Consider the following 23494-nt stretch of genomic DNA (forward strand, 5'->3'; position numbering starts at 1 on the left):
TTGAAGGATTACAAGGAACCTCCATGTCCAGCTTGATTAACAACGCCATGAGTGGTCTTAGCGCAGCGCAGGCCGCGTTGAACACAGCCAGTAATAACATCTCCAGCTATAACGTGGCAGGGTATACCCGCCAGACGACCATTATGGCGCAAGCAAACAGCACGCTGGGTGCGGGGGGCTGGGTTGGCAATGGCGTCTATGTTTCTGGCGTGCAGCGTGAGTATGATTCATTCATCAGTAATCAGTTACGCGCTGCGCAGAACCAAAGCAGCGGTCTGACAACGCGTTATGAGCAAATGTCGAAAATCGATAACCTGCTCGCCAGCAAGACCAGCTCTATTTCTACCTCGATGCAGGGCTTTTTCACCAGCTTACAAACGTTGGTCAGTAACGCAGAAGACCCGGCGGCGCGTCAGGCATTGATTGGCAAAGCAGACGGCTTAGTCAACCAGTTTAAAACCACCGATCAGTATCTGCGCGATCAGGATAAACAGGTTAATACCGCGATTTCCGCCAGTGTTGACCAGATCAATAACTACTCGAAGCAAATTGCCAGTCTCAACGATCAAATCTCTCGTCTGACCGGCGTCGGCGCGGGCGCTTCACCGAACGATCTGCTGGACCAGCGCGACCAGTTGGTGAGCGAATTAAACAAGATTGTCGGCGTTGAAGTCAGCGTTCAAGACGGCGGCACCTATAACGTCACCATGGCGAATGGCTATTCGCTGGTGCAGGGCAGTAGCGCACGTCAGCTTGCTGCCGTACCGTCCAGTGCCGATACCACCCGCACCACCGTGGCCTATGTCGATGGGGTTGCGGGTAATATTGAAATTCCAGAAAAACTGCTCAATACCGGCTCACTGGGTGGGTTGCTGACGTTTCGCTCTCAGGAACTTGACCAGACGCGTAATACGCTGGGCCAATTGGCACTGGCTTTTGCCGACGCCTTTAACACACAGCATAAAGCCGGTTTTGATACTGATGGTGTTGCGGGTAAGGATTTCTTTGCCATCGGCGATCCGTCGGTGACCAGTAATGCTAAAAACACCGGCAAAGCGGAGTTAACCGCTGAAGTTGATGATAGTTCGAAAGTGCAGGCGACTGACTATAAAGTTGTGTTTAACGGTGGCAAATGGCAAGTCACGCGCCTGGCGGATAATACGACGTTTGAAGCAAAACCGGATGCCAGCGGTAAACTGGATATTGATGGCCTGAAAGTGACGGTGACGAATAAACCAACCGGAGCTAACGATAATGACAGTTTTATTCTGAAGCCGGTTAGCGACGCTATCGTCAATATGAAAGTGATGGTGACCGACGAGTCAAAAATTGCCATGGCGTCAGAGAAAAAGACCGATCCTGCTGCGGAGACGGGCGCAAGCGACAACCGTAACGGTCAGAAACTGTTGGATCTACAAAATAAGGCCACCGTCGGGAATAAAACCTTCAACGATGCCTATGCCACGCTGGTAAGCGATGTCGGTAACAAAACCGCGACGCTGAAAACCAGCAGCACCACGCAAAACAACGTGGTCACGCAGCTTTCTAATCAGCAGCAGTCCATCTCCGGGGTGAATCTCGACGAAGAGTACGGCAATTTGCAGCGCTATCAGCAGTACTACCTGGCTAACGCCCAGGTGCTGCAAACCGCGAATGCGTTGTTTGATGCACTGATTAATATTCGCTAAGGGAGAGGGAATCAATGCGTATCAGTACCCAGATGATGTACCAGCAGAACATGCGGGGCATCACCAACTCTCAGGCGGAATGGATGAAATTCGGCGAGCAAATGTCGACGGGTAAACGGGTCATTAATCCGTCTGACGATCCGATTGCCGCCTCACAGGCCGTGGTGCTGTCTCAGGCTCAGGCACAAAACAGCCAGTACACGCTGGCGCGCTCTTTCGCCACGCAAAAAGTCTCACTGGAAGAAAACGTGTTGGGACAGGTAACGACGGCTATTCAGAGCGCGCAGGAAAAAATTGTCCATGCTGCTAACGGGACGTTAAGTGATGATGACCGTGCATCGTTGGCAACTGATTTACAGGGGATCCGCGATCAGCTGATGAACCTGGCGAACAGCACCGATGGCAACGGGCGCTATATTTTCGGTGGATATAAAACAGAAAGTGCACCATTTGCCCAGGCTGATGGTACCTATACTGGCGGAACCCAAAACGTGACCCAGCAGGTCGATGCTGCCCGTACCATGGTGATTGGCCATACCGGGGATAAAATATTTGCCGAATTGACCAGTAATGCGGTGCCGGAACCCGCGGGTGGAACCCAGGAAAAGAGCCTGTTCAAAATGCTGGATACCGCTATTGATGCCCTCAATACGCCGGTTGCTGGGGATGATGTGGCAAAAGATAAAGCGGCAGCCGCTATTGATAAAACCAGCCGTGGCCTGAAGAACTCGCTTAATAACGTCCTGTCTGTGCGTGCTGAATTAGGCACACAACTCAGTGAGTTGAGCTCGCTGGATTCACTGGGTACCGATCGCGCATTAGGGCAAACTCAGCAGATGAGTAACCTGGTGGATGTCGACTGGAACGCAGCGATTTCGTCCTATGTTATGCAGCAGGCTGCGCTGCAGGCATCCTATAAAGCGTTTACCGATATGCAGGGAATGTCGTTGTTCCAGTTAAATCGTTAACGCCTTTTTTTGAAACATATCATGAAACTGGATATGTTTGTCTGCCCGCGCCACTTACACCCCGGCGCGGGCATTTTTTTAGGCCGTTTTTGTCCGACTCACTACGGTGTTACCCGTCAGTCTGATCATCAGAGCAATCGCACCGCTGACGGTTGCCAACCCGACAACGCCTTGCCAGTTTGCCAGGGCGTAAACTTGGGTGCCGAGAACTGAACCCAGCGCCATGCCAATGAACACCAGGGTAAACAGCAGGGCGTTCAGGCGGCCCCGCGCCTGAGGCTCAAGGCTATAGACCAGATTCTGGTGAGCTACCAGGCTGGATTGTAGCCCAAGATCAAAGCCGACCGCAGAAAGGGCTATTAGCAGCCACTGTCCCTCAACCGGCAGGGCGGGCAGTAAAAACATCAGCGCGAAAGAAAGCGTCACTAATAATGCCCCCAGTTGCGTGACCTTTTCGCCGCCAACTCTGTCTGCAAGATGTCCAGCTAGCGGTGCGGCAAGCGCGCCTGCTGCTCCTGCAATACCAAAACCCCCGGCTACTGCGCTGCCCATGTGATAATGCTCGGATAACATCACCGCCAGCGTTGACCAGAAGGCACTGAAGGCAATTGACAAGAATCCCTGTGCCAGCGCCGCCCGGCGCAGTACAGGATACCGTTGCCAGAGTTTGGCCATTGAGAGCATTAACGACGGATAGCTCAGCGTGGAATTGGCCGCAAAGTGAGGCAGCATTTTCCACATCACCACAGTAATAATGGCAATACTGATGGCGGCGAGTTGATACATCTCGCGCCAGCCAAACGCTTCGCCCACCAGACCACTGACGGTGCGGGAGAGCAAAATGCCCAGCAACAGGCCGGTCATCACCGTACCGACCATTTTTCCCTGTTTCCCCGCGGGGGCGAGTATGGCTGCTGCGGGAACGATGTCCTGTGCCATGGTTGCCGCCATTCCCATCAGCAAGCTAATCAACAGCAGTGAATGCAGTTGCCCGCTAAAGCTGCAGGCCAGAAGCAGCACGGCAAGTGAGATGCTTTTCAGCAAGATTAAAGTCCGGCGGTCATAGCGGTCGCCAAGCGGCAAGAGAAACAAAATCCCCAGCGCGTACCCGGCCTGGGTAAGCGTCGGCACCAGCCCCATACCGGTGAGACTTAAGGTCAGGTCCTGACCGATCAGCGGCAGAAGAGGCTGGGCATAGTAGATAGCCGCCACGCTGAAACCGGCGCCAAGTGCCAGTACAAAGATGACCCAACGGGAAAGTGCGGTAGATGTGTTCACAAATGATTCCTCAATCACAGGATGTACGGCTATTTTTATCTTTCGCTCATTGGCACGGTAGCGGGCGTGGTGGTAAAACAGTTATACGTTTGACGTATGATGAAAGTGGTTATCTTGAAAAATGAGCGTATAGACAGAGTGGAGCTGATGCGGACGTTTGTGCGCATCGTTGAGGCAGGATCGCTCTCTGCGGCGGCAAAACAGATGGGGACCACCCAGGCGACCGTCAGTCGGAGACTGCAATCCCTGGAAACGCTGCTGGGTGTGAAACTGATTTTACGCACCACCCACGCGATGAAATTGACCGATGACGGAGAGCGGGGATATCAGCATGCTAAGCATATTATCGATGCCTGGTTAGCGCTGGAAGATGGGCTGAATATCACGGAGGATGAACCCGTCGGTACGCTGCGGGTACGAGCGCCTCATGCGTTTGGTCAGCAACAACTGCTTGAACCGCTGCTGCAATTTCTGGCCCGTTATCCGCAGTTATCGGTGGAGTGGATGCTCAATGACAAAACGGTGGATTTCCTTAGCGACAATATTGATTGCGCGATCCGAGTGGGTGCGGAAGTTGATCCGGCAACGGTCTCCGTTCTGCTGGCCGAAGTGCCCCGAAGCATTGTGGCCAGCCCGGCATTGCTGGCGCAGTATGGCGATACTACGCATCCCGAACAGTTATCAACGCTGCCGTGGATTGCTGTAAACACGTTTTATCAGCATAGTGTGTCGCTGCGCCATCAACAGCGAAATGAACTCATCACGATAAATATCTCTCCCCGATTAAGCACGGACAGTATTTATGTTGCCAGAAATGCGGCTCTGGCAGGGCTGGGGGTAGCCATTGTGTCAAGCTGGATGGTGGAAGAAGATATTGTTCACGGGCGTTTAGTCGAGCTATTCGCAGACTGGCCTGCGGCATCGCTGCCGGTGCATCTGGTGTATCCCTGGGCGCGTTATTATCCGGTCCGACTGCGTAAATTTCTGGCGCTGATGAAGGATGTGATGCCGCAGCTGACGGGAATGAAACAAATCGATAAGAAATAAAAAAGCCGACCCGAAGGTCGGCTTTGATGTTGATTACGGCTTACTCAACAGGCTGCGGGCGTGTGGCTGGGGCAGTAGCCTGATGCGTGGCGCTGTGACCGCCTGCGGCACCTTTGCCTTCGAAGTCGAAAGCAGGGCGCTGCCAGTCGCTCTGACGCGGCGCTTCTGGTTCGTAGTCCGGCGCAGGTGCGCGGGTCATCGGTGCGGTTGCGTGGCTGTGAACCGTTACGGGTACAGCGGCAACAGACGCAGGTTCTACCACAGCTTCAGCGACAACGACTGGTGCAACCGGTGCGACTTCTTCCTGCGTAACCGGGGCAATTGGCGCGGCCTCGATAACCGGTTCAGCAACGTCTGGCTGGGCGACAGCGACGTCAACCTGGACAGGTTCTTCGGTAATCGGTGCTTCTACCACGTTTGCTACGGGCTCAGCTTCAGCAACAACCTCTTCTGCAACCGGGACGTCAGCGTCAACGATGAACTGCGGTTGTTCCTCAACAGCCGTCTCGATAACCTCCGGATGTGTGGTTTCAACCGCCACAACCTGAGGTTCGACAACGACGGTTTCGGTGACTACCGGCGCTTCTGTGACCGCGACAGATGCCGCTACGGTTTCCACTGCTGGTGCAACGACCGCTGCAATGGTTTGCTGCTCGGCGATAACCGGCTGCACCTGGGCCACTTCCTGCTGATGCTGCTCTTCAACCTGCAGTTCCTGTGCACGGGCAACAGGGTAACGGATCCAGACTTTACCAGAGGCTAATTCAGGAGATGCACAGGCGACAGTAATCGGCATTGGCGACTGCGTCGGGTAACGTTCGTCACGATAGCGACGACGACGCTGTCCGCTTACGCGCAGATGGCGAGGCGAGCGGCGAGAACGACGCGGCATACCGTTGCTATCACGTGCATCGTTGTTATCACGCGCATCGTTGTTATCTTCATGCTCGGTAGTGACAACGGCAGGCAGGTCGACTTTCGCCAGTTCAGTTCGCTGGGCAACAGCGGCCTGAACCACAGGCTCAGCCACAACCGTTTCGGTAACCACGGCAGCGGTTACGGCTTCGGTTTCGACGGTTGCGCTATCGGTGTAACGAACCTTCTGGTTCAACTGACGCTGTTTACGGCGAGTCTGAGGCTGGCGAACGCGCTCTTCCTGATCCGTATCCTGTGCCGGTTGTTCAACCAGGTTCAGTTCTTTAACTTCCTGCGGTGCCTGACGCTTGTCGTCGTTACGACGGCGGTTGCGTTCACGACGCGGAGCCTGCTGCTCGTCACCTGACTTCGCTTTATCAGCAACATCGGTGGATTGCTGGCGGGTATCGCGCGCTTCGGCATTCTGCGGCTGGCGACGGTTACGGCGATTTTCATCGCGGTTTTCGCTGCTATCAGAACGTTCATTACGGTTGTCACGATCGCGGTTATCACGTTCGCCACGGTTATCGCGATTATCACGACGATCGTTACGATCGTTACGATCGTTGCGGTCACGGCGATTGTTCTGACGAGGCTTACGACGATCCTGCTGGCGTTCAGAAGATTTCTCTTCCGCTTTCGGTGCTGGCTGCTCAACCGGCTTGGCTTCTTCATTGCCACCAAAGATGGACTTCAGTGCGCCGAGGAAACGACCAAACAAACCAGGCTGTTCGGATCCTGCTGCGACTGCGGCTGCTTTTGGTGCGGCAGCAACGGCTGTAACGGCAGGCTCCTGCAGAGCAGGTTCTGGCGGTACGTCTGGCATGGCGAAGGTCGCCAGCGCAGGCTGTTCCGGCTGTTTACGCTCGACGTACTCTTCTTCCGTCGGTAACGCCATCTCTTCTTCGTGCAGTTTCGGCAGCAGATAGCTCAGGGTCGATGTCTCTTCACCTTTGCGAACACGCAGAACAGAGTAGTGCGGTGTTTCCATTTGATCGTTGGGCACGATCACACAGCGTACGCCGTTCTGTCGGGTTTCAATGGCATTGACCGCAGTACGTTTTTCGTTAAGCAGATAAGACGCAATCGGCACCGGGACAATCGCATGGACTTCCTGGGTGTTTTCCTTCAGCGCTTCTTCTTCAATCAGGCGCAGAATAGACAGCGACAGCGATTCGTTATCACGCACTGTACCTGTGCCGGAGCAACGCGGGCAGACGTGATGGCTGGATTCGCCTAATGACGGACTCAGACGCTGACGGGACATCTCCAGCAAGCCGAAGCGAGAAATATGGCTAATCTGGATACGCGCGCGGTCCTGACGAACGGCTTCACGCAGACGGTTCTCAACGGCACGTTGGTGACGAACCGGCGTCATGTCGATGAAGTCGATAACAATCAGGCCGCCGAGGTCACGAAGACGCAGCTGGCGAGCGATTTCATCGGCCGCTTCAAGGTTGGTATTAAATGCGGTCTCTTCGATATCGCCGCCGCGCGTGGCACGTGCGGAGTTGATATCAATTGCGGTCAGTGCTTCGGTGCTATCGATAACGATAGAACCCCCAGAAGGCAGGCGTACTTCACGCTGGAACGCAGACTCAATCTGAGACTCTATTTGATAGTGGCTGAACAGCGGGATTTCACCGGTGTAGAGCTTAATTTTGCTGCTGAAATCCGGACGACCCAACGCGGCGATGTGCTGACGCGCCATCTCCATGACTTTTGGGTTATCAATGAGGATTTCGCCGATATCCTGACGTAAATAGTCGCGGAATGCGCGAACGATGACATTACTTTCCTGATGGATCAGGAACGGAGCAGGGCGGCTGTCAGCGGCCTTTTTAATCGCTTCCCAGTGCTTCAGACGGAAACTCAGGTCCCACTGCAGCGCTTCTGCGGATTTACCAACACCCGCAGTGCGTACGATGAGCCCCATGCCATCAGGCAGTTCCAGGCTTGCCAGCGCTTCTTTGAGTTCTGTCCGGTCATCGCCTTCGATGCGACGAGAGATACCACCCGCACGCGGGTTGTTAGGCATCAGAACCAAATAACTACCCGCCAGGCTGATAAAGGTGGTCAGTGCAGCACCTTTGTTGCCGCGTTCTTCTTTATCAATCTGAACAATCACTTCCTGACCTTCGCGCAACACATCTTTAATGTTGGGACGGCCATGGGAGTTGTAGTTAGCGGGGAAGTATTCGCGGGCAATTTCTTTTAACGGGAGGAAACCGTGACGTTCAGCGCCATAATCAACAAAAGCGGCTTCCAGACTCGGTTCAATACGGGTAATTTTACCTTTATAGATGTTGGCTTTTTTCTGCTCGTGTCCAGGACTTTCGATATCCAGATCGTACAGACGCTGCCCATCTACAAGGGCGACACGCAACTCTTCCTGCTGAGTCGCGTTAATTAACATTCTTTTCATCGTAACTTACTCATTATTCTTACATTGACGACTAAGCTGCGGGCAGAGTAATGCCTTTCCGGGTGTGAACCGATGGCCTCGTGTCTATTCGCGTCGCCAACCTCACGGTTATCGTCAGCTCAAAGAGGCGCAGAGTGTCGGTTGCCTGTATTTCATACGGAAACACAGCGCAATTATCAGGGGAACAGTCTGGGTGTTACTCTCCAGAAACGCTTCCATTATGCTCGTCGTCTTTCACGCTATCGGTGCGTTGGCTTCATCTACTCACCCCAGTCACTCACCGGAGTAAATTCTTGGGGGTTCCCAGACTTGCCGTCTTCCTACAACGCGAAATTCATAGAGCACTTACCGGTAAGGACTGCAACCCGCAGCCCGCTAACTGCCTGAAAGATCAATACGTCTTACGCCATTGCTGCGTTGATGATCGGTCGGGCAAAATTGGGTCATTCCGGAAAAGTTCTTGTTTTAACAAGATTCAACACGGAGACGACCTCATTATTCCACTGCTAACCTTGTTATAGCAAGATGACTTTTGCCATTTACCACCCGGTTACTCACAGTTTTTACACTTCCGTACAGTGATTGGTTTAATAACCACCAAATCGAAACTGTCAAACCTGTGTAATAGGGTATAGCAGTTAATATAAGCATAGAAAAATGTGTGGCGCGAATCTTGATGGCTATTTAAAATCGGCACCCATGAAAACAGAGACTCCAGCCGTAAAAATTGTTGCCATTACTGCCGACGAAGCAGGGCAACGCATCGACAACTTTCTGCGCACCCAGCTTAAAGGTGTGCCAAAAAGTATGATTTATCGCATTTTGCGTAAGGGCGAAGTGCGGGTGAATAAAAAACGCATCAAACCCGAGTACAAGCTCGAAGACGGAGATATTGTGCGTATTCCGCCAGTGCGTGTCGCTGAGCGCGAAGAAGAAGCTATTTCACCGCATCTGCAGAAGGTCGCCGCGCTGGCCGATGTTATTCTGTATGAAGATGACCATATTCTGGTGCTCAACAAACCGTCAGGCACGGCCGTGCATGGCGGCAGTGGATTAAGCTTTGGGGTAATTGAAGGTCTGCGAGCGTTACGCCCGGAGGCACGTTTCCTTGAATTGGTGCATCGCCTCGACCGTGACACGTCTGGCGTGCTGTTGGTTGCCAAAAAACGTTCCGCACTGCGTTCGCTGCATGAACAGTTGCGCGAAAAGGGAATGCAAAAAGATTACCTGGCGCTGGTAAGAGGTCAGTGGCAGTCGCATGTCAAAACCGTACAGGCGCCGCTGTTAAAGAATATTCTGCAAAGCGGTGAGCGAATCGTGCGGGTAAATCAGGAAGGTAAACCGTCGGAGACGCGATTTAAAGTGGAAGAGCGCTATGCGTTTTCCACGCTTGTGCGCTGTAGTCCGGTAACCGGGCGGACCCACCAGATTCGCGTGCATACCCAGTATGCTGGACATCCTATTGCTTTTGACGATCGCTATGGCGACCGTGAGTTCGACAAGCAGTTGGCCGGTACGGGGCTGAACCGACTGTTTCTGCATGCCGCAGCATTGAAGTTTACCCATCCGGGGACCGGTGAGGTCATGCGTGTTGAAGCCCCGATGGATAATCAGCTGAAACGCTGCCTTGAAATATTACGCAGCAAAGCCTGATGCGCGTTGCTTATCAGGCCTACCATTGCGTTATGCGCCGTAGGCCTGATAAGACGCACCGCGTCGCCATCAGGAAGATTAATCAGGCTTTCAGCGGATTCATCTCTTCCCGGCGTAGCATTTGACACAACGCAATCAGCGGCAGGCCAACCAACGTATTAGGATCGCGACCCTCCAGACGCTCAAAGAGCGCAATACCTAATCCCTCGCTTTTAAAACTGCCGGCACAATGTAACGGACGTTCTTTGCGTACGTAATCGTCAATTTCCGTCTCGCTTAAATGACGGAAATGAACATCGAACGGTTCGACTTCGGTTTGTAAATGTCCGTTTGCAGAATTATACAGCGCCAGTCCGGTGTAAAACGTCACAATATTGCCGCTGGCTTTGGTTAATTGTTGTCTGGCCTTTTCTTCTGTTAACGGTTTTCCGGTTATTTCTCCATCAAGTACACAGATTTGATCGGATCCAATAATGAGGTGTGATGTGTAGCGGTGGGCAAGAGATTGCGCTTTTTCCTGGGCCAGACGTAACACCAAATGCCGAGGTGTTTCGCCAGGCTGCGGTGTTTCATCAACCTCAGGTGCTGCACATTCGAACGGGATGGCCAGTTTTTCAAGCAAGGCGCGACGCCAGGGAGAGGTAGACGCAAGAATGAGTTGAGGCATATTTTTTCCCTCGCATATAGCGTAATGATGAGAGCCATTTTAAACTAGGGCTCTCGACCTTCAAGTTGGCTGCTATGGCCAGACTTGAGTGATTTTAAGTCGATGACCCGCAATGTGTGCGAATTATTGGCAAAAGGCAACCTCAGGCTGCCTTTTTCTTTGACTCTATGACGTTACAAAGTTAATATGCGCGCCCTATGCAAAAGGTAAAATTACCCCTGACTCTTGATCCGGTTCGTACGGCTCAAAAACGCCTCGATTATGAAGGTATCTATACTTCTGATCTGTTAGAGCGCGTCACCGATTTTGTAGTCAGTGTGGACAGTGATGTGGAATGCTCCATGTCGTTCGCGATCGATAACCAACGTCTTGCCGTTATTACCGGTGATGCGAAGGTCTCGGTTACGCTCGCATGCCAGCGTTGCGGGAAACCGTTCCCACTCCATGTCCACACAACATATTGTTTTAGTCCTGTCCGTTCTGACGAGCAGGCTGAAGCACTGCCGGAAGCGTATGAACCGATTGAGGTTAACGAATTCGGTGAAATCGATCTGCTTGCAATGGTTGAAGATGAGATTATCCTCTCCTTGCCGGTAGTTCCGGTGCATGATTCTGAACACTGTGAAGTGTCCGAGGCGGACATGGTCTTTGGTGAATTGCCTGATGAAGCGCAAAAACCAAATCCATTTGCCGTATTAGCCAGCTTAAAGCGTAAGTAATTGAGGAGTAAGGTCCATGGCCGTACAACAGAATAAACCAACCCGTTCCAAACGTGGCATGCGTCGTTCTCATGACGCTCTGACCGCAGTCACCAGCCTGTCTGTAGACAAAACTTCTGGTGAACAACACCTGCGTCACCACATCACTGCCGATGGTTTCTACCGCGGCCGTAAGGTAATCGCTAAGTAATCACGCATGGCTCAATGAATTTCCCACCTCGGTGAGAAAGACAAAGAGAACCAGCGTGATGAAGCTTAGTGAGGCTTTCCCCGGGTAACTGGGGAAACACCTAGCCGAGCAGCGACGATACCTTGACACGTCTAACCCTGGCGTTAGATGTCATGGGGGGCGATTTTGGCCCTACCGTGACAGTGCCTGCAGCACTGCAGGCACTGAATTCTAATTCGCAACTCACACTTCTTTTAGTCGGGGATCCCGATACAATCACGCCATTACTTGCCAAAGCTGACTTCGAACAACGTTCACGTCTGCAGATTATCCCTGCTCAGTCAGTTATTGCCAGTGATGCCCGGCCCTCGCAGGCTATCCGCGCCAGTCGTGGTAGCTCTATGCGTGTTGCCCTGGAGCTCGTGAAAGAAGGTCGTGCAGAAGCCTGTGTGAGCGCCGGTAATACGGGCGCGCTAATGGGACTTGCGAAGTTATTACTCAAACCCCTTGAGGGGATTGAGCGACCTGCGTTGGTGACGGTGTTGCCGCATCAGCAGAAGGGCAAAACGGTGGTGCTGGATCTCGGCGCTAACGTTGATTGCGACAGTACGATGTTGGTGCAATTTGCCGTCATGGGTTCCGTGCTGGCAGAAGAGGTGGTTGGGATTGCCAGCCCTCGCGTTGCATTGCTTAATATCGGTGAAGAAGAAACTAAGGGTCTCGACAGTATTCGGGATGCTTCTGCTGTGCTAAAAACAATCCCTTCCATTAACTATATCGGCTATCTTGAAGCCAATGAGTTGTTGACTGGCAAAACCGATGTGTTGGTTTGTGACGGCTTTACAGGCAATGTCACATTAAAGACGATGGAAGGTGTTGTAAGAATGTTCCTTTCACTGCTGAAATCTCAGGGTGAGGGCAAAAAACGGTCGTGGTGGCTGCTGTTATTAAAACGTTGGTTACAAAAAAGCCTAACGAGGCGATTCAGTCACCTCAACCCCGACCAGTATAATGGCGCCTGTCTGTTAGGATTGCGCGGCACAGTGATAAAAAGTCATGGTGCGGCCAATCAGCGAGCATTTGAAGTCGCGATTGAACAGGCAGTGCAGGCGGTGCAGCGACAAGTTCCTCAGCGAATTGCCGCTCGCCTGGAATCTGTATACCCAGCTGGATTCGAACTGCTGGATGGTGGCGAAACGACACGCTCGCGGGCGCGCAGATGATAGTGCGGTCGAGAGCGTAGCCTACCTACCCGTGATTTGTTCGTAGCGGTATATAACCAAAAAGTGACTGAGCGTACATGTATACGAAGATTATTGGTACTGGCAGCTATCTGCCTGAACAAGTGCGTACTAACGCCGATTTGGAAAAAATGGTCGAGACATCTGATGAGTGGATTGTCACTCGTACAGGTATCCGTGAACGCCATATTGCCGCGCCCAATGAAACCGTTGCGACGATGGGCTTTGCCGCCGCAAACCGCGCACTTGAAATGGCTGGCATCGATAAAGATCAAATTGGTCTGATTGTGGTTGCGACCACATCATCAACGCACGCTTTTCCGAGTGCGGCGTGCCAGATCCAAAGTATGCTGGAAATTAAAGGCTGCCCGGCGTTTGACGTCGCGGCTGCCTGCGCCGGTTTTACTTATGCCCTGAGCGTGGCTGACCTGTACGTTAAGTCCGGCGCAGTGAAGCACGCGCTGGTGATCGGGTCTGATGTGCTGGCGCGTACTTGTGATCCGACCGATCGCGGGACGATCATTATTTTTGGTGATGGTGCTGGCGCGGTGGTACTGAGTGCCTCAGAAGAGCCAGGCATTCTCTCCACACATTTGCATGCTGATGGTCGCTATGGCGAACTGTTGACACTGCCGAATGCCGATCGTGTGAATCCGGAGAACCCGATTCATCTGACCATGGCGGGTAACGAAGTCTTTAAAGTGGCGGTTAGCGAGCTTGCACACATCGTTGATGAAACGCTGGCAGCGAATAATCTCGACCGTTCTGCCCTGGACTGGTTGGTACCGCACCAGGCAAACTTGCGCATTATCAGCGCGACGGCGAAAAAGCTGGGCATGTCGATGGATAATGTCGTGGTTACGCTGGACAGACATGGCAATACGTCAGCCGCTTCCGTTCCATGTGCGTTGGACGAAGCCGTCCGCGACGGGCGAATTAAAGCCGGTCAGCTGATATTGCTTGAGGCCTTCGGGGGTGGATTCACCTGGGGCTCGGCGCTGGTTCGTTTCTAGTATAAGGATTTTAACATGACGCAATTTGCATTTGTGTTCCCGGGTCAGGGATCTCAAACCGTTGGGATGTTGTCTGAAATGGCTGCAGCCTACCCCATTGTTGAAGAAACTTTTGCTGAAGCTTCAGCTGCGCTGGGCTATGATCTGTGGGCACTTACCCAGCAGGGACCAGCAGAAGAACTGAATAAAACCTGGCAAACGCAGCCAGCGCTGTTAACGGCCTCTGTTGCATTGTACCGCGTGTGGCAGCAGCAGGGTGGCGCAACGCCTGCGCTGATGGCCGGGCATAGCCTGGGTGAATACTCCGCGTTGGTATGCGCGGGTGTCATCAACTTTGCTGATGCCGTACGCCTGGTTGAACTGCGTGGCAAATTCATGCAGGAAGCGGTGCCGGAAGGTACGGGCGGCATGTCTGCTATCATCGGCCTGGACGATGCGTCCATCGCGAAAGCCTGTGAAGAGTCAGCAGAAGGTCAGGTTGTATCACCGGTTAACTTTAACTCACCGGGCCAGGTGGTGATTGCCGGGCATAAAGAAGCCGTAGAACGTGCAGGTGCAGCATGTAAAGCTGCAGGTGCGAAACGTGCTCTGCCGCTGCCGGTTAGCGTGCCGTCTCACTGCGCGTTGATGAAACCAGCAGCAGAAAAACTGGCCGTTGAACTGCAGAAGATTACTTTTAACGCACCGACCGTTCCGGTTGTGAACAATGTCGATGTGAAGTGCGAAACCCACGCAGACGCGATCCGCGATGCGCTGGTTCGCCAACTGTACAGCCCGGTTCAGTGGACCAAAACCGTCGAGTTTATGGCGTCCCAGGGCGTAGAGCATCTGTATGAAGTGGGGTCGGGTAAAGTCCTCACGGGTCTGACAAAACGTATTGTTGATACCCTGACTGCTTCGGCATTGAATGAGCCGGCGGCGCTGACTGCGGCGCTTGCGCAATAAAAGAGGAAAACCATGAGTTTTGAAGGAAAAATCGCGCTGGTTACCGGTGCAAGCCGTGGCATTGGCCGCGCAATTGCTGAAACACTCGTTGCCCGTGGCGCGAAAGTGATCGGCACTGCAACCAGCGAAAGCGGTGCGCAGGCCATTAGCGATTACTTAGGTGCAAATGGTAAAGGTCTGGTGTTGAATGTGACCGATCCTGCATCTATCGAATCTGTTCTGGGAAATATTCGCGCAGAATTTGGGGAAGTCGATATTCTGGTTAATAATGCCGGGATTACTCGTGATAACCTGTTAATGCGCATGAAAGATGACGAGTGGAACGATATCATCGAAACCAACCTGTCATCTGTTTTCCGTCTGTCAAAAGCGGTAATGCGCGCTATGATGAAAAAGCGTCATGGTCGTATTATCACTATTGGTTCTGTGGTTGGTACCATGGGAAATGCGGGTCAGGCCAACTACGCTGCGGCGAAAGCGGGTTTGATCGGCTTCAGTAAATCACTGGCGCGTGAAGTTGCGTCTCGTGGCATTACTGTAAACGTTGTTGCTCCGGGCTTTATTGAAACGGACATGACGCGTGCGCTGACTGATGAGCAGCGTGCGGGTACGCTGGCGGCAGTTCCTGCGGGGCGCCTTGGCTCCCCAAATGAAATCGCCAATGCGGTTGCATTTTTAGCTTCTGACGAAGCAAGTTACATCACAGGTGAGACTTTGCATGTCAACGGCGGGATGTACATGGTTTAACCACGAGATAAAAAAATTTGCGTTATTAGGGTGAATGCCCTCAAAATAACGCAAAATCGTGGTAAGACCTGCCGGGATTTAGTTGCAAATTTTTCAACATTTTATACACTACGAAAACCATCGCGAAAGCGAGTTTTGATAGGAAATTTAAGAGTATGAGCACTATCGAAGAACGCGTTAAGAAAATTATCGGCGAACAGCTGGGCGTTAAGCAGGAAGAAGTAACCAACAATGCTTCCTTCGTTGAAGACCTGGGCGCAGATTCTCTTGACACCGTTGAGCTGGTAATGGCTCTGGAAGAAGAGTTTGATACTGAGATTCCGGACGAAGAAGCTGAGAAAATCACTACCGTTCAGGCTGCCATTGATTACATCAACGGTCACCAGGCGTAAGTGAACATCTCCAGGCGGTCATTCGACCGCCTGAGTTTTATCTTTTTATCCCACTTGAATTATTTTCCCTCCCTGGAGGACAACCGTGTCTAAGCGTCGTGTAGTTGTGACCGGACTGGGCATGTTGTCTCCTGTCGGCAATACCGTAGAGTCTACCTGGAAAGCTCTCCTTGCCGGTCAGAGTGGCATCAGCCTGATCGACCATTTCGATACTAGCGCCTATGCAACGAAATTTGCTGGCTTAGTAAAGGATTTTAACTGTGATGACATTATCTCGCGCAAAGAACAGCGCAAGATGGATGCCTTCATTCAATATGGAATTGTCGCTGGCGTTCAGGCCATGCAGGATTCTGGTCTCGAAATTACGGAAGAGAACGCTCACCGTGTTGGCGCCGCTATTGGCTCCGGTATTGGTGGTCTCGGTCTTATCGAAGAAAACCATACCTCGCTGGTAAACGGTGGACCACGTAAGATCAGTCCATTCTTCGTTCCGTCGACGATTGTTAACATGGTGGCCGGTCACTTGACCATCATGTACGGCCTGCAAGGGCCAAGCATCTCCATCGCTACCGCCTGCACTTCAGGCGTGCATAACATCGGTCATGCCGCGCGTATCATTGCATACGGCGACGCAGACGCGATGGTTGCGGGTGGTGCTGAAAAAGCCAGTACACCGCTGGGTGTGGGTGGTTTTGGCGCAGCACGTGCGCTGTCTACGCGTAATGATAACCCGCAAGCGGCAAGCCGTCCGTGGGACAAAGAGCGTGACGGTTTTGTGCTGGGCGACGGCGCTGGTATGGTGGTACTGGAAGAGTACGAGCATGCAAAAGCGCGTGGTGCAAAAATTTACGCTGAAGTGGTCGGTTTTGGGATGAGCAGCGATGCTTACCATATGACTTCGCCGCCGGAAAACGGCGCGGGTGCTGCACTGGCGATGGTCAACGCATTACGTGACGCGGCTATCGAACCCGGTCAGATTGCCTATGTCAACGCACATGGCACGTCTACACCAGCAGGCGATAAAGCGGAAACTCAGGCAGTGAAATCTGTCTTTGGTGATGCGGCACGTAGCGTGATGGTCAGTTCGACCAAATCCATGACCGGACACCTGTTGGGTGCGGCGGGCGCGGTAGAGTCTATTTTCTCTATTCTGGCGCTGCGCGATCAGGCGGTTCCACCAACCATCAACCTGGATAACCCGGATGAAGGTTGTGACCTGGACTTTGTTCCGCACGAAGCACGTCAGGTCAGCGGCATGGAATATGCTCTTTGTAACTCCTTCGGCTTTGGTGGTACTAACGGTTCGGTGATCTTTAAAAAGATCTAAGTCCCGCAGGTAACTTACCTGGCGTCATAAAAAAGGTCCGCTTGCGGGCCTTTTTTTATTCGATTTTTCGACCTTGTCCTGGCTTTGGCATCCTGCCAAACTAGCGGACCACGAATAAGGAGCCACCATGTTCTTAATTAATGGCCGTGAGCAGGGCACGTTGGTTGCAAACGATCGTGCGACGCAGTTTGGTGACGGATGTTTTACCACTGCGCGAATTGTCGATGGTAATGTGTGTTTTCTTTCGGCGCATCTCCAGCGTTTAGACGACGCATGCAAAAAATTGCTGATCCCCTTCGATAAGTGGTCAGAACTGCAAGATGAAATGCAAATGCTGGCGGTCGGGCATACACGTGGTGTACTGAAAGTGATCATCAGTCGTGGTAGCGGGGGCAGGGGCTATAGTGGCGCGAACTGTCATTCGCCTACGCGTATTCTCTCTACTTCTGCCTTTCCCACACATTACGCTTGTTGGCAGAACGATGGGATTGTTCTGGCTGTAAGTCCTGTGCGTCTGGGGCGCAATCCGATGCTTGCCGGAATTAAACACTTGAACCGACTGGAGCAGGTGCTGATTCGTTCTCATCTTGAGCAGACAGACGCCGATGAAGCGCTGGTTCTTGACAGTGAGGGATGGGTTACGGAATGCTGTGCGGCTAATGTGTTCTGGCGTAAAGACGATGTCGTTTATACTCCTCGACTGGATCAGGCTGGCGTGAACGGCATTATGCGACAATTCTGTATGCGGATGCTGGCACAATCACCGTTCAAGATTGTCGACGTGTATGCGCGGGAAGAGGACGTGATGCAGGCGGATGAGATGGTTGTCTGTAATGCATTAATGCCGGTGGTTCCTGTGCGTGCCTGTGGTGACAGGATGTTGTCTTCACGTTTGTTATTCGATTTTTTAGCCCCACTTTGTGAGCACCCAAATTAGTCATGAAAAAATTGTTACGCGTTGTTGTTTTATTGCTGGTTGTGCTGGGCATTGCCACGGGTGTGGGAATGTGGAAAGTTCGCCATCTGGCGGACAGTAAATTATTGATTAAAGATGAAACGATTTTTACGCTGAAAGCGGGCACGGGTCGTCTGGCTCTGGGTGAGCAGCTGTATGCAGATAAGGTGATTAATCGTCCACGCGTATTCCAGTGGTTACTGCGTATTGAACCCGACCTTTCGCATTTTAAAGCCGGGACCTACCGGTTGACGCCTGATATGACTGTACGGGAAATGTTGCAACTGCTGGAAAGCGGAAAAGAAGCACAGTTCCCATTACGTCTGGTTGAGGGCATGCGCCTGAGTGATTACCTTAAACAGCTGCGCGATGCGCCCTATATCAAGCACACATTGAGCGACGACAACTACGCTACCGTTGCCGAGGCGCTGAAGCTGGAGAACCCGGAATGGGTGGAAGGCTGGTTCTGGCCGGATACCTGGATGTATACCGCCAACACCTCGGATGTGGCGCTGCTGAAGCGTGCACACCAGAAAATGGTCAAAGCTGTTGATACTGCCTGGGAAGGGCGTGCCGAAGGTCTACCGTATACCGACAAAAATCAGCTGGTGACCATGGCCTCTATTATTGAAAAAGAAACCGCTGTCGCCAGCGAGCGCGATCAGGTGGCCTCGGTGTTTATAAACCGTTTACGTATTGGCATGCGCTTACAGACCGATCCGACCGTGATTTACGGGATGGGCACACGGTATAATGGTAAATTGTCGCGCGCCGACCTGGAAACGCCGACTGCGTATAACACCTACACCATTACCGGGCTGCCGCCAGGCCCGATTGCTATGCCGGGCGAAGCCTCATTGCAGGCCGCCGCGCATCCGGCAAAAACACCGTATCTCTATTTCGTGGCTGACGGTAAAGGTGGTCACACGTTTAATACCAATCTTGCCAGCCACAACCGATCTGTGCAGGATTATCTGAAAGTGCTTAAGGAAAAAAATGGGCAGTAATTATATCGTCATCGAGGGCCTGGAAGGCGCCGGAAAAACTACCGCGCGGGATGTAGTGGTGGAGACACTTGAGCAACTCGGTATCCGCGACATGGTGTTTACCCGCGAGCCAGGTGGGACCCAGCTGGCAGAGAAATTAAGAAGCCTGGTGCTGGACATCAAGTCGGTCGGTGACGAAGTGATTACCGATAAAGCGGAAGTGCTGATGTTCTACGCCGCACGTGTTCAGCTGGTCGAAACCGTCATTAAGCCTGCGTTGGCAAAAGGTGCCTGGGTGATTGGCGACCGTCACGATCTGTCGACCCAGGCCTATCAGGGCGGTGGCCGTGGCATCGACCAAACGATGCTGGCCACTCTGCGTGATGCGGTACTCGGTGATTTTCGCCCGGACCTGACGCTCTATCTGGATGTGACGCCTGAAGTGGGTTTAAAGCGTGCCCGTGCTCGTGGTGAGCTGGACCGCATTGAACAGGAGTCTTTTGACTTCTTTAATCGCACCCGTGCCCGCTATCTGGAACTGGCGGCGATAGATCCCAGTATCCGTACCATAGATGCCACGCAGCCGCTTGAAGCTGTCATGAATGATATCCGTAGCACCATTACCCACTGGGTACAGGAGCAGGGCGCATGAAATGGTATCCATGGTTACGACCCGATTTTGAAAAACTTGTCGCCAGTTACCAGGCGGGTCGCGGTCACCATGCGTTACTGATTCAGGCGTTACCCGGTATGGGTGACGACGCGCTGATTTACGCCCTGAGTCGCTATCTGATGTGCCAGCAGCCGGAAGGGCATAAAAGCTGCGGACGTTGCCGTGGTTGCCAGTTGATGCAGGCAGGAACGCATCCTGACTATTATTCTCTGCTGCCGGAAAAAGGAAAGAACACGCTGGGTGTTGACGCGGTGCGTGAAGTCACTGAAAAGCTGTACGAACATTCGCGTCTGGGCGGTGCCAAAGTGGTGTGGATCCCCGATGCTGCCCAGTTAACGGATGCGGCAGCCAATGCCCTGCTAAAGACGTTAGAAGAGCCGCCGGCGCAAACGTGGTTTTTCCTGGCTACTACCGAGCCGGCACGCTTACTTGCCACATTACGCAGCCGTTGTCGATTGCATCACCTTGCTCCCCCGGAGGAATCGTATGCGGTTTCCTGGTTGGCCCGCGAAGTGACTGCCCCGCAGGATGCACTTCTTAGCGCACTACGCCTGAGCGCCGGGTCTCCTGGGGCGGCACTAATGTTGCTTCAGGCAGAAAGCTGGGCGCACCGTAGCGATTTTTGCGCGGCACTGGCGAACACCTTGCATTCCGGCGACTGGTATCAGCTGCTGGCGGCGCTCAACCATGAACAAGCTGCAGCCCGCTTACACTGGCTGGCAACGCTGTTTACGGATGCGCTCAAACGTCCGTATGGTGCTGCCCATTTAACTAACCCTGATGCACTGGCGTTGATTTCATCCATTGCTGAACGGTTCTCCGTGGCGCAGATTCAGGCGATGCTGGGTGATGTGTGCCACTGCCGTCAGCAACTGCTCAACGTGACGGGTGTCAATCGTGAACTGGTATTAACCGATCTTATCCTGCGTATTGAGCATTACCTGCAACCAGGCGCCGTACTGCCTGTTCCCCATCTTTGAGAGAGACATTATGTTTTTAGTCGACTCACACTGCCATCTTGATGGCCTGGATTATCAATCTTTGCATAAGGACGTGGATGACGTGCTGGCGAAAGCGGCAGCGCGTGATGTGAAGTTTTGTCTTGCCGTAGCGACCACCTTACCCGGATACCGCAATATGCGCGACCTGGTTGGCGAGCGCGATAATGTGGTGTTCTCCTGCGGTGTACATCCGTTAAATCAGGATGAAACCTATGATGTAGAAGACCTGCGTCGCTTTGCCGCGGAAGACGGCGTGGTGGCGATGGGGGAAACCGGGCTGGACTATTTCTACACCCCGGAAACCAAAGTGCGTCAGCAGGAGTCGTTCATTCATCACATTCAGATTGGCCGCGAACTGCAAAAACCAGTGATCGTCCATACCCGTGATGCGCGAGCCGATACGCTATCGATTCTGCGAGAAGAAAACGTGACGGATTGTGGCGGCGTACTACACTGTTTTACAGAGGACAGGGAAACTGCGGGCAAATTGCTGGATCTCGGATTCTATATCTCTTTTTCCGGCATTGTCACGTTCCGTAACGCCGAACAGTTACGCGACGCCGCGCGCTATGTTCCTTTGGATCGCTTGTTAGTTGAGACTGACTCTCCGTACCTTGCGCCGGTACCGCATCGTGGTAAAGAGAACCAGCCCGCCATGGTTCGTGATGTCGCAGAGTATATGGCCGTATTGAAAGGTGTTGCCGTTGAAGAACTGGCGCAAATCACCACTGATAACTTTGCCCGCCTGTTTCACATCAACGCTTCTCGCCTGCAATCTATCCGTTAATTGAGTTTTTTTAAAGCTCGTAATTAATAAGTAAACCGAGTAAAGTTCACCGCCATAAAATGGGCGGTGAATAACCAGTTAGACACATTCAGATACTCATTTTATCGGATTGTGCGAATTTTACGGCTATCCACAGCTGAATTGTGATAGCCGTCAAACAAAAATAAGCTGAATTATTTTACTCTGTGTAATAAATAAAGGGTACTTAGATGCCCTGTTCACGGCGAGGTTCTCCCCCCTCGCCAATGCGTGAGAACGTAGAATACGCAAAATCATTCAAGCAGCATCAAGGCGGCAAGTGAGTGAATTGCAGGAGCTTACTTAAGTAAGTGACTGGGATGAACGAGCGCAGCCAACACTGAGGCGGTTTGAAGGATGAAGTGTATAAGCACAAATACTCAGGAGCACTCCTAATTATGTTTAAGAATGCATTTGCTAACCTGCAAAAGGTCGGTAAATCGCTGATGCTGCCGGTATCCGTACTCCCGATCGCAGGTATCCTGCTGGGCGTCGGTTCCGCTAACTTCAGCTGGCTGCCAGCCGTTGTATCGCACGTTATGGCAGAAGCAGGCGGTTCTGTTTTTGCAAACATGCCGTTGATTTTTGCCATCGGTGTCGCGTTAGGCTTCACCAACAATGACGGTGTTTCCGCACTGGCTTCAGTGGTTGCCTACGGCATCATGGTCAAGACCATGGCTGTGGTTGCGCCGCTGGTTCTGCATTTACCTGCTGAAGAGATCGCAGCTAAACACCTTGCTGATACGGGTGTTCTCGGGGGGATTATCTCCGGTGCGATAGCAGCGTATATGTTCAACCGTTTCTACCGTATCAAACTGCCTGAGTATCTTGGCTTCTTTGCCGGTAAGCGCTTCGTTCCAATTATTTCTGGTCTGGCTGCCATCTTTACGGGTGTGGTCCTGTCCTTTATTTGGCCGCCGATCGGTACTGCTATCCAGACATTCTCCCAATGGGCTGCATACCAGAACCCGGTTGTGGCGTTCGGTATCTACGGCTTCATTGAACGCTGCCTGGTACCGTTTGGTCTGCACCATATCTGGAACGTTCCATTCCAGATGCAGATTGGCGAATACACCAACGCTGCGGGCCAGGTGTTCCACGGCGATATCCCTCGCTATATGGCGGGTGACCCGACTGCGGGCATGCTGTCTGGTGGCTTCCTGTTCAAAATGTACGGTCTGCCGGCTGCCGCTATTGCTATCTGGCATTCTGCAAAACCAGAAAACCGCGCGAAAGTGGGCGGTATCATGATCTCCGCGGCGCTGACCTCGTTCCTGACCGGTATTACCGAGCCGATCGAGTTCTCCTTCATGTTCGTGGCGCCGATCCTGTACATCATCCACGCGATTCTGGCAGGCCTGGCATTCCCGATCTGTATCCTGCTGGGTATGCGTGACGGTACGTCGTTCTCTCATGGTCTGATCGACTTTATCGTTCTGTCCGGTAACAGCAGCAAACTGTGGCTGTTCCCAATTGTCGGTGCTGGCTATGCTATCGCCTACTACACCATCTTCCGTGTGCTGATCAAAGCGCTGGACCTGAAAACACCGGGTCGTGAAGACGCGACTGAAGACAGCAAAGCGGGCGCAACGGGTGAAATGGCTCCGGCCCTGGTTGCTGCGTTCGGCGGAAAAGAAAACATCACTAACCTCGATGCGTGCATTACGCGTCTGCGTGTCAGCGTGGCTGACGTCGCCAAAGTGGATCAGGCTGGCCTGAAGAAACTGGGTGCAGCAGGCGTGGTGGTTGCGGGTTCTGGTGTTCAGGCTATTTTCGGCACCAAGTCCGATAACCTGAAAACTGAAATGGATGAATACATCCGTAACAGTTAAGCCGTAAGATGTTGGGGAGAACTAAGGCAGCCTGCGGGCTGCCTTTTT

21 protein-coding genes are annotated in these 23494 nt (G+C 52.7%); 18 read left to right on the top strand and 3 right to left on the bottom strand.

Annotated elements, in window-relative coordinates; translation table 11 throughout:
* Positions 1–23: 23 nt before the first annotated feature.
* Together flgK and flgL are read left to right on the top strand one after the other, a co-directional pair.
* Positions 24–1688 (top strand): flagellar hook-associated protein FlgK, encoded by a 1665-nt coding sequence (flgK, locus tag FCH32_RS22290; protein ID WP_115258864.1) that lies wholly within the window; start codon positions 24–26, stop codon positions 1686–1688.
* Positions 1689–1702: 14 nt separating this feature from the next.
* Complete coding sequence (flgL, locus tag FCH32_RS22295) at positions 1703–2656, top strand: flagellar hook-associated protein FlgL (RefSeq protein WP_174361549.1); 954 nt, start codon at positions 1703–1705, stop codon at positions 2654–2656.
* 78 nt (positions 2657–2734) lie between these two features.
* Here the strand turns inward: flgL and FCH32_RS22300 are convergent, their stop codons facing one another.
* On the bottom strand, positions 2735–3934 hold the full coding sequence (locus tag FCH32_RS22300; protein ID WP_174361550.1) for an MFS transporter: 1200 nt from the start codon (positions 3932–3934) through the stop codon (positions 2735–2737).
* A 111-nt stretch (positions 3935–4045) separates the two neighbouring features.
* On the opposite strand from FCH32_RS22300, the gene FCH32_RS22305 reads away from it, so the two are divergent.
* The gene (locus FCH32_RS22305; RefSeq protein WP_174361562.1) at positions 4046–4981 is read left to right on the top strand and encodes a LysR family transcriptional regulator; all 936 of its coding nucleotides are present in this window, start codon (positions 4046–4048) and stop codon (positions 4979–4981) included.
* 40 nt (positions 4982–5021) lie between these two features.
* On the opposite strand, the gene rne is transcribed toward FCH32_RS22305, so the two are convergent.
* A complete protein-coding gene (gene rne / locus FCH32_RS22310; protein ID WP_174361551.1) occupies positions 5022–8321 on the bottom strand; it encodes a ribonuclease E in 3300 nt (1099 codons plus the stop codon).
* Between the two features lie 699 nt (positions 8322–9020).
* Here rne and rluC point away from each other — a divergent pair.
* Positions 9021–9974 carry a 23S rRNA pseudouridine(955/2504/2580) synthase RluC gene (rluC, locus tag FCH32_RS22315; protein ID WP_168246964.1) on the top strand — a complete coding sequence of 318 codons (954 nt, stop codon included), beginning with the start codon at positions 9021–9023 and terminating at the stop codon, positions 9972–9974.
* A gap of 82 nt (positions 9975–10056) precedes the next feature.
* Here the strand turns inward: rluC and FCH32_RS22320 are convergent, their stop codons facing one another.
* Positions 10057–10641, bottom strand: a complete 585-nt coding sequence (locus FCH32_RS22320; protein ID WP_096757549.1) for a Maf family protein — start codon at positions 10639–10641, stop codon at positions 10057–10059.
* A 197-nt stretch (positions 10642–10838) separates the two neighbouring features.
* Here FCH32_RS22320 and yceD point away from each other — a divergent pair, with 197 nt between their 5' ends.
* The 14 genes from yceD to ptsG all read left to right on the top strand — a co-directional run bounded on the left by yceD (position 10839) and on the right by ptsG (position 23446).
* Positions 10839–11360 carry a 23S rRNA accumulation protein YceD gene (yceD, locus tag FCH32_RS22325; RefSeq protein WP_115258860.1) on the top strand — a complete coding sequence of 174 codons (522 nt, stop codon included), beginning with the start codon at positions 10839–10841 and terminating at the stop codon, positions 11358–11360.
* A gap of 16 nt (positions 11361–11376) precedes the next feature.
* Positions 11377–11550, top strand: a complete 174-nt coding sequence (gene rpmF, locus FCH32_RS22330) for a 50S ribosomal protein L32 (RefSeq protein WP_003036242.1) — start codon at positions 11377–11379, stop codon at positions 11548–11550.
* 122 nt (positions 11551–11672) lie between these two features.
* Complete coding sequence (plsX, locus tag FCH32_RS22335; protein WP_096759432.1) at positions 11673–12752, top strand: phosphate acyltransferase PlsX; 1080 nt, start codon at positions 11673–11675, stop codon at positions 12750–12752.
* A gap of 77 nt (positions 12753–12829) precedes the next feature.
* The gene (locus tag FCH32_RS22340; RefSeq protein WP_174361552.1) at positions 12830–13783 is read left to right on the top strand and encodes a beta-ketoacyl-ACP synthase III; all 954 of its coding nucleotides are present in this window, start codon (positions 12830–12832) and stop codon (positions 13781–13783) included.
* 15 nt (positions 13784–13798) lie between these two features.
* Positions 13799–14728 carry an ACP S-malonyltransferase gene (gene fabD / locus FCH32_RS22345; protein ID WP_174361553.1) on the top strand — a complete coding sequence of 310 codons (930 nt, stop codon included), beginning with the start codon at positions 13799–13801 and terminating at the stop codon, positions 14726–14728.
* A 12-nt stretch (positions 14729–14740) separates the two neighbouring features.
* The gene (gene fabG / locus FCH32_RS22350) at positions 14741–15475 is read left to right on the top strand and encodes a 3-oxoacyl-ACP reductase FabG (RefSeq protein ID WP_096757545.1); all 735 of its coding nucleotides are present in this window, start codon (positions 14741–14743) and stop codon (positions 15473–15475) included.
* 155 nt (positions 15476–15630) lie between these two features.
* On the top strand, positions 15631–15867 hold the full coding sequence (gene acpP, locus FCH32_RS22355) for an acyl carrier protein (RefSeq protein WP_000103754.1): 237 nt from the start codon (positions 15631–15633) through the stop codon (positions 15865–15867).
* 85 nt (positions 15868–15952) lie between these two features.
* The gene (fabF, locus tag FCH32_RS22360; protein ID WP_115258859.1) at positions 15953–17194 is read left to right on the top strand and encodes a beta-ketoacyl-ACP synthase II; all 1242 of its coding nucleotides are present in this window, start codon (positions 15953–15955) and stop codon (positions 17192–17194) included.
* 127 nt (positions 17195–17321) lie between these two features.
* Positions 17322–18131, top strand: coding sequence for an aminodeoxychorismate lyase (gene pabC / locus FCH32_RS22365; RefSeq protein ID WP_174361554.1), 810 nt, complete (start codon positions 17322–17324; stop codon positions 18129–18131).
* 2 nt (positions 18132–18133) lie between these two features.
* A complete protein-coding gene (gene yceG / locus FCH32_RS22370; RefSeq protein WP_115258857.1) occupies positions 18134–19156 on the top strand; it encodes a cell division protein YceG in 1023 nt (340 codons plus the stop codon).
* Positions 19146–19787: a dTMP kinase gene (gene tmk / locus FCH32_RS22375; protein WP_115258856.1), complete on the top strand. Its 642-nt coding sequence runs from the start codon at positions 19146–19148 to the stop codon at positions 19785–19787. Before yceG ends, tmk begins: the two co-directional genes overlap by 11 nt.
* Positions 19784–20788 (top strand): DNA polymerase III subunit delta', encoded by a 1005-nt coding sequence (gene holB / locus FCH32_RS22380; RefSeq protein ID WP_115258855.1) that lies wholly within the window; start codon positions 19784–19786, stop codon positions 20786–20788. Before tmk ends, holB begins: the two co-directional genes overlap by 4 nt.
* Before the next feature lie 10 nt (positions 20789–20798).
* Positions 20799–21596, top strand: a complete 798-nt coding sequence (locus tag FCH32_RS22385) for a metal-dependent hydrolase (protein WP_135912250.1) — start codon at positions 20799–20801, stop codon at positions 21594–21596.
* A 416-nt stretch (positions 21597–22012) separates the two neighbouring features.
* Positions 22013–23446, top strand: a complete 1434-nt coding sequence (gene ptsG, locus FCH32_RS22390) for a PTS glucose transporter subunit IIBC (RefSeq protein ID WP_096757538.1) — start codon at positions 22013–22015, stop codon at positions 23444–23446.
* Positions 23447–23494: the final 48 nt, after the last annotated feature.

Source organism: Citrobacter gillenii, from assembly GCF_013337685.1.
GTDB classification, from domain to species: Bacteria; Pseudomonadota; Gammaproteobacteria; order Enterobacterales; family Enterobacteriaceae; genus Citrobacter; species Citrobacter gillenii.